The following is a 5,934-nucleotide window of genomic DNA, read 5'->3' on the forward strand; positions in this document are numbered from 1 at the left end:
CCATCGGGAGCAAATGTCACACCGCCCTTAGCGCCCGGTATTTCATACCCCAATCTTATAGAAGTTTTGCCGTCTTTGTCGTTGGCAACTTCAATTTTAAATCCTAAAGCTGAAACACCCAATTTACTCGACTCACTGCCATTACCTTCAGCGTTGACGCCAAATCCCAAAACGTTAACACCAAAAGAAACATTTTCTACGGAGACTCCAGTTGGAGTACGTTTTATTTCTCCTCCAAAACTGACGCCGAACCCTTGCTTAATACCTAGGTCTACCTCTGCTTTTGCAGATTGTTCAGCAGGATTAATATTGATGGATACTCCCGGTGCTCCTAATTCCGTTATCCCTGCTGCTGCATCGCCCACTACTGATATACCACCATAGCTACCAAGTTCCCGCGTACCAGACACCCCTAGGCTACCTACCTCGGGTGTCAATTGAGTCGGCTTGCTCCCCATATCAATTTGTTCAGTTGGACGACGGGAGCTATCTTTATCAAGATTAATTGACCTACTTCTTTTCATAGCACTTAAAATTCCATAATTAAAATGCGTATCCAAAAAGGTGCAGCATCAACAGCGGACGCCGTGTCGTTTTTCACTAATATTGAAACCGTTCCAGCGACTTGCACAATAGCTGTCATAGTAAGCGCCCAATAACCTGTATTGGCATTATTGATAACAGGTACTACATGACAATAAGCTCCCACCGGTACACCTGCAACCGGGATATCGAAAGAGAATAACCCTTGGCTGGCAATGCTAGGGAAGTCAACTACCTGCCGATGCGATCGAACTGATTTAATAGCTGTGGAAGCGGGCCCAATCTTCAGAGGTTGGGAAATAAGAAACTCTGTTGCAGATGAATACCAACGCCAGAAAGGAGCACCGGGTTGTGCTGCATAAAATCCTATATCCCCTGTGGCAGGGTTGTGCATTAAATAGTTTGCATCATACGCCCCTTGAAAATGTAATCCCGCCCAACTATTTTTGAGAATAGCTGAAATAGCTACGCTTCCATATATACCAGTATTGACAACACCGAACCCCCCTTTATCTGTTTCTAATGGCAGTGGTAATCTTTCTACCGTCCCCGCATCACCACCTCTGCCAAGCAGCGAATTAGCGGGGACATTTACAAGCCTTCCTTCTAATGCCAATTCTAGAGAGGCTATTCTTGCACTTAATTCTGAAAAATCATCGTTTTTTTTTGAAATATCAACGGTAGTCGCAAATTCAATCTCTATGAAATCGGTTTGTTTGAGCAACCCATTGCCGTAGTCAATAAGTTGGATTCCGAGAGCGTCGTTATACTCCAATAACCGCACCTGAGCTTTTGCTAGATAAGGAATAAGCAAATCGAAATATGATTTGCGTCCGGCGTTAGTAAGAATAATTTCAGCCTTTTCGCGCCATACCCCAGTGTTATTTTTCCGACTCAAGACCCTCAAGCCAACTTTCTGGCTCGCCATTTCGGCTGCGGTGAACATTGCTAACTTTTCTGCTTCTGATTCATCCCCTTCGTAATTAGGGAATTTCATTAGTTGAAAACTTTTCAACGAAACATTGCAAAAGCACGCTTCTAGATATACGGCAGCCTTCTCTCCGATAAGTAAAGGCTCGTCGCGGAAATGTACTATTTCCGTAACTACGTTTGTAGTAGTAGAAATAAGTGTAGTTGAGAATGTGCGAGTTGATATTGTCATATATTTATAAGTAGGGCGCTAAAGTAGGGCGCTACTTGTGATTAAGTCATTACAATGAAATCGGAAAACCCATCACCAAAGCCTTCTATAAAACCTTCTAAGAAATTGCCTAATGCAGAATTTTCCTCAGTAATGGCTTCTACTTTGTTGTCAATTGCAGAAGCAATGGTAAATGATTGACCCTCTTGTAACCCCCAATTAGCAATGGCGTCGTCGATTCCTTTGATGCCTGTACGAACGTTATTCCTTGCCCATTTGCGAAGTTCCATGTAACCCAACTTGGCTGCAAGGTTTCTTGCATACCTGACAAAAGTATTAGCAAGTTGACTTAATTCCTCGACAAGTTCTTCTTGTATATCACTACCTGCTTGTTGTGCTGTAATACACAGCGCAGCAGAGGCAGTAATGTTTATGGTCATTTTGGGGTTGCCTTTTCCCCCGCCTAGTGCAAAACCAGCAAGCATTCTGCCCGTGGACTCTCCGACTGTGTTCAAGAAAGAGAGATACATACCCTCCAGTTCTGCAATAATTGCAGCATCCGATTGCTGCCAATCAAGATTGTATAAAACATTCGTAGTTCCTACAATGGCCTGCTGAAGCGTAGGCAACATTAGCCCTAAAGTAAAGCCACCAATCTTGACACTACCCAATGCTGACCACATAGAAGCAATACCGCCTGAAGCGACGGCTGTGATTCCTGTAGCGCTACCAACAAACCAACCAGCTACCGCAACGGCAGCACCACCGCTAATAGCTCCAATCGGGTCGTTTTTAAGCCAGTCACCAAATATTCCCCAGTCACCCCGCATGATTGCAGAAAATAGCTCTTTACCACCTTCTATCATGCGGTTGCCTAAGTCTAATGCAGCCTGTACACCACTTTTTATCGCATTCCATACTTGCGATGCAGCGTCCTGTAGCCATTTGCCTGGACTAACCCCTTCGGTACTAAAGGCGAGCGCTGAATTTTCGATCGTCACGCCGTATGTTTTTTGAGTCATCTACTGTTCTCCCTAGGTCAATAACCATTCTGTTGCTGCTTCAGAAATATTACCACCTGCAACAATTGTAGTAATATAAGGCAGTTGAAATGTACCGGAATACACGCGTGTATTTGCGTTAAAAGTACAGGTGACATTAGTCAATGTTTGAGTGTTTTTAGCACCGTTGTTTTGCCAAGCAATGATGTATAACACCACGTCAATGAAATACTGAGACAGTGTGGTTGATTTGATTGTTCCTAAAGGGTTGCCTGCATTGAAAGTAGTGTTAGGCAGATAAGGCATGGTAACATCGGTAAATGTACCTGTCGCAGGAGTCCAAATAAGATTACCTGGAATGGTGAATTTGCCATCCATTACAAATGAATCATCTTTTGTTGATTCAAATCTATTAACGGATTCGGTGTCTGCGCGTTCAGCGTTTTGGTACAGGTGTACCAATTGCCAAAGCTGTCCTTCGATTGTGGTGGCGCTTATTGTTGCCCCTGTACCAGGTGTTATTATTGCCATAATATAAGTAGGGCGCTAAAGTAGGGCGCTACTTTGTAAAGTGAGTCTACTTATATAAAATAACATTCTTTTTTACCAAAGGAATGGATTTATTCATAAGTGGCAGTCTTAAGGTGGCGGAGTCAAAGTAACAATCGGCAATTGGTCGTTTTTCGGCAGGTATAACAGACTTCCCTGCAACAATTATTTCCTTCTCTTTTTTATATTTTGTTGGTGAAGTGCTAGTCGTGAGGTTAAATCCATCTTTGTCGGGTATAGTATCGATAATTTTGAGAATAGCCGTAAATAACTCAATACCATCTTTTTGATTTTTTACATAAGCATAGCCTTCTAATCCTTGTAGACGGGCAATTTGTCCAGAGTAAGACAAACACTCTTTACCTTTTTTCCACAAATATTTAGTGTCGCCAAAAATGTTTTTTATTTTGTTCGCCCACCGTTTTATATCAGCAGGAGTAACTTGCTTGGCTAATTTAATCTGAGCAATTTTTGCTTCATCAGTAAACCCAGCAAGTCGAAGCCACTTTTTCCCAACTTTTTTATCTTCGCTGATAAAAGAAAGTTCAATTAATGGAAATCCCTTAAGCGGGGGCTTGCTATTTTTCCCACTCACAGTATTGTTGCTAGCAGCGTTTTGATACCCAATTGCAACAATATGTGCAATTAAATCGCGAGTAGTACCAGCTAAAATATAACTTTCCGATTCATTATCCCTGTCTGGGAAATATTCAATGTAACGAACACCCGATTTACTATCTAATTGAGTAAGCTCTAAATATTTTGGTTCAACCCAATCAGATATTCTAAAATTGGTAACTGCTTGATTGCGATTTGGAATCCCCCGTCTCCATTCGTTCCACCATTCGTCCCAATCTATGCCCCCAGTGCGAATAAGCTCCTGAATAGCAAAGAGTAGTGATGGCTCTTCATTGGTAAGTTTCAGATTCTCCGGTTTAGGTGCAGGTTGTTTGGGCATAAAATAAGGTTTAAGGATAATGTGGTGAAATATTTCTAAACCTAATAGGTTTCTGCTTACAATAATACTTGATTTTATTGTAAATTTTACTGTAATACTATTTGTATATAATTAAAGGACGCAAAAATGGCTAGACGATATACATGGCAACAACTCGAAAAGCGCGCTGCAATATCAAAAGCTCGCGAGACTTATTTGGATGCACAGAAAAAATCGCCTACAGTATCCAAGCCCTACAAACCAGAGGGCGACAAAACAGAATTAGTAGCATATTCATTTGAAGACGAGAACGCTACAGTTACAATTCCAGTGCTAGCTTCCACAGCAACAAAAATTAGTTCGATCATGGCTGATGCGGGTATTCTTACTGCCAGTGCTGGTGCTGCGCTGCCACTGAATGTATCACGACGGTCATTTAAAGAAGCACATAAACAAGTTTTGCGAGTAACTATCTACGAGGCAAAGGCAACCCCAACGGTAAAAAATACTCCGTGGGGAACAAGAGTTGTAGACATGATAGACAACAGTTATAGTTTCCCCTTTTCGTTAGGTGCTGATTCAAGCCCAACGGTAAAAGAGGCAAAAACTGTTTTTAAAGCATTATTCTCCACAGGGGGGTAAAATATCAGCAGTAGCAGAAAACTGGAATATTGTTTGGCAAACGAATCTTGATGCCACCGGGACAATACCTTACTCGCGAGTCTTTTCCCCAACCATTTTAAGTTCACCAGTTGTAGCGCTTTCGGTGACAACTACTGCTGATTATTGGAAAAACCAAGCTATTGGGTATGCCAATCAACAAATAGAATCAGGCTTACTAGGAAACGGATTGGCTAGAGTCAACAGTAAACGAATAATAATCTCAGGCGAATTAAGTATAATACATTTTCCGTTTACTGTTGACTACCGCCTATCAATCGATTTATTTTCTAAAGTAGCAACTACCGTTGCAGTCAGTGTTTACGAATATACAGGAATAATTACATGAAAGATATAATGCTCAAAATCGATATCGCTCTACTAGGTACAACCGTGGCTATTTTGACTGGCGTCCTGAGTGGCTTAAACGTTGTTTGGCAAGCAAAGCGTCAAGCGATTGTTGATTCGCAAAAAATATTACACGCACTTGATTTGATCGAACAGCGACTAAACCATATTGAACAGCGACTAGATAAAACGGATAATTTTATTGCCCAGAACAGTGGATTTACCGGAAGAGACCTATGACAAATAAGAGAATGTACAGCATAGTCGTAACAGGCGTTGGCTCTACAGCTATTATTTCGAGCCTTGGGGTGTTGCTGCTAGCCCAGCAAGGTAAATCTGTGTCGGGATGCTTAGAGCTTGCTTTAGCATCATTAGCGAGTCTAACCGGATTGTTGGTCACACCGCCTGAAAAGTAAATCTTTGTGTTTCAAGTTTAATACTTTTACATTTTACAAAGTAGCCTACTTTAGGAGCCTACTTGTGAATATATATATATTATTTTATATATAGAATAATATATATATTTATTCCCTCCCTCCTTCACACCGCCCTTTATTATGTTTTTTGGATTGAAAAGCGTGGTGTGGTGTTATTTGTAATGTCCCATTTTTGAAATTAGGTGTCAACCCCCTTGTAACAATTATTTACATACAAGAGGGTTCATTTTTATTTGCTTATAAAGTGAACCCAGAATAAACCATCAGGTATGCAGGTACGCTCGATCAAGTCGTAGCTGTAATGCAGGTATTCACCAC

Annotated in this window: 8 protein-coding genes and 1 pseudogene; 3 read left to right on the forward strand and 6 right to left on the reverse strand. The window is 41.3% G+C overall.

Going from position 1 to position 5,934, the window contains the following annotated elements:
• The 5 genes from JGK14_RS33495 to JGK14_RS33515 all read right to left on the reverse strand — a co-directional run.
• A partial coding sequence (locus JGK14_RS33495; RefSeq protein ID WP_325315990.1) for a hypothetical protein occupies positions 1-524 on the reverse strand: 524 nt, incomplete at its 3' end.
• 5 nt (positions 525-529) lie between these two features.
• On the reverse strand, positions 530-1,705 hold the full coding sequence (locus tag JGK14_RS33500; RefSeq protein ID WP_325315991.1) for a hypothetical protein: 1,176 nt from the start codon (positions 1,703-1,705) through the stop codon (positions 530-532).
• 41 nt (positions 1,706-1,746) lie between these two features.
• On the reverse strand, positions 1,747-2,706 hold the full coding sequence (locus JGK14_RS33505; RefSeq protein WP_293209024.1) for a hypothetical protein: 960 nt from the start codon (positions 2,704-2,706) through the stop codon (positions 1,747-1,749).
• A 12-nt stretch (positions 2,707-2,718) separates the two neighbouring features.
• Positions 2,719-3,216, reverse strand: a complete 498-nt coding sequence (locus tag JGK14_RS33510) for a hypothetical protein (protein WP_293233165.1) — start codon at positions 3,214-3,216, stop codon at positions 2,719-2,721.
• 46 nt (positions 3,217-3,262) lie between these two features.
• Positions 3,263-4,192 carry a hypothetical protein gene (locus tag JGK14_RS33515; protein WP_293186694.1) on the reverse strand — a complete coding sequence of 310 codons (930 nt, stop codon included), beginning with the start codon at positions 4,190-4,192 and terminating at the stop codon, positions 3,263-3,265.
• Between the two features lie 126 nt (positions 4,193-4,318).
• Between JGK14_RS33515 and JGK14_RS33520 the strand changes: the two genes are divergently transcribed.
• From JGK14_RS33520 to JGK14_RS33530, 3 genes are all read left to right on the forward strand, one after another.
• The gene (locus JGK14_RS33520) at positions 4,319-4,813 is read left to right on the forward strand and encodes a hypothetical protein (protein ID WP_325315992.1); all 495 of its coding nucleotides are present in this window, start codon (positions 4,319-4,321) and stop codon (positions 4,811-4,813) included.
• Between the two features lie 363 nt (positions 4,814-5,176).
• Positions 5,177-5,419 carry a hypothetical protein gene (locus JGK14_RS33525; RefSeq protein ID WP_293190267.1) on the forward strand — a complete coding sequence of 81 codons (243 nt, stop codon included), beginning with the start codon at positions 5,177-5,179 and terminating at the stop codon, positions 5,417-5,419.
• Entirely contained in the window at positions 5,416-5,595 is a 180-nt protein-coding gene (locus tag JGK14_RS33530; protein WP_293233173.1) for a hypothetical protein, read from the forward strand. Before JGK14_RS33525 ends, JGK14_RS33530 begins: the two co-directional genes overlap by 4 nt.
• Before the next feature lie 250 nt (positions 5,596-5,845).
• On the opposite strand, the pseudogene JGK14_RS33535 reads toward JGK14_RS33530, so the two are convergent.
• A pseudogene (locus tag JGK14_RS33535) lies at positions 5,846-5,934 on the reverse strand (C39 family peptidase); the annotation flags it as partial.

This window comes from Microcoleus sp. PH2017_28_MFU_U_A, from assembly GCF_020738035.1.
In the GTDB taxonomy this organism is placed as follows: Bacteria; Cyanobacteriota; Cyanobacteriia; order Cyanobacteriales; family Microcoleaceae; genus Microcoleus.

What these genes read in the sequence shown, in the direction of transcription:
- JGK14_RS33500 (WP_325315991.1), bottom strand. Translation starts at nt 1,705, where the DNA reads ATGACAATATCAACTCGCACATTCTCAACTACACTTATTTCTACTACT.
- JGK14_RS33505 (WP_293209024.1), bottom strand. Translation starts at nt 2,706, where the DNA reads ATGACTCAAAAAACATACGGCGTGACGATCGAAAATTCAGCGCTCGCC.
- JGK14_RS33510 (WP_293233165.1), bottom strand. Translation starts at nt 3,216, where the DNA reads ATGGCAATAATAACACCTGGTACAGGGGCAACAATAAGCGCCACCACA.
- JGK14_RS33515 (WP_293186694.1), bottom strand. Translation starts at nt 4,192, where the DNA reads ATGCCCAAACAACCTGCACCTAAACCGGAGAATCTGAAACTTACCAAT.
- JGK14_RS33520 (WP_325315992.1), top strand. Translation starts at nt 4,319, where the DNA reads ATGGCTAGACGATATACATGGCAACAACTCGAAAAGCGCGCTGCAATA.
- JGK14_RS33525 (WP_293190267.1), top strand. Translation starts at nt 5,177, where the DNA reads ATGAAAGATATAATGCTCAAAATCGATATCGCTCTACTAGGTACAACC.
- JGK14_RS33530 (WP_293233173.1), top strand. Translation starts at nt 5,416, where the DNA reads ATGACAAATAAGAGAATGTACAGCATAGTCGTAACAGGCGTTGGCTCT.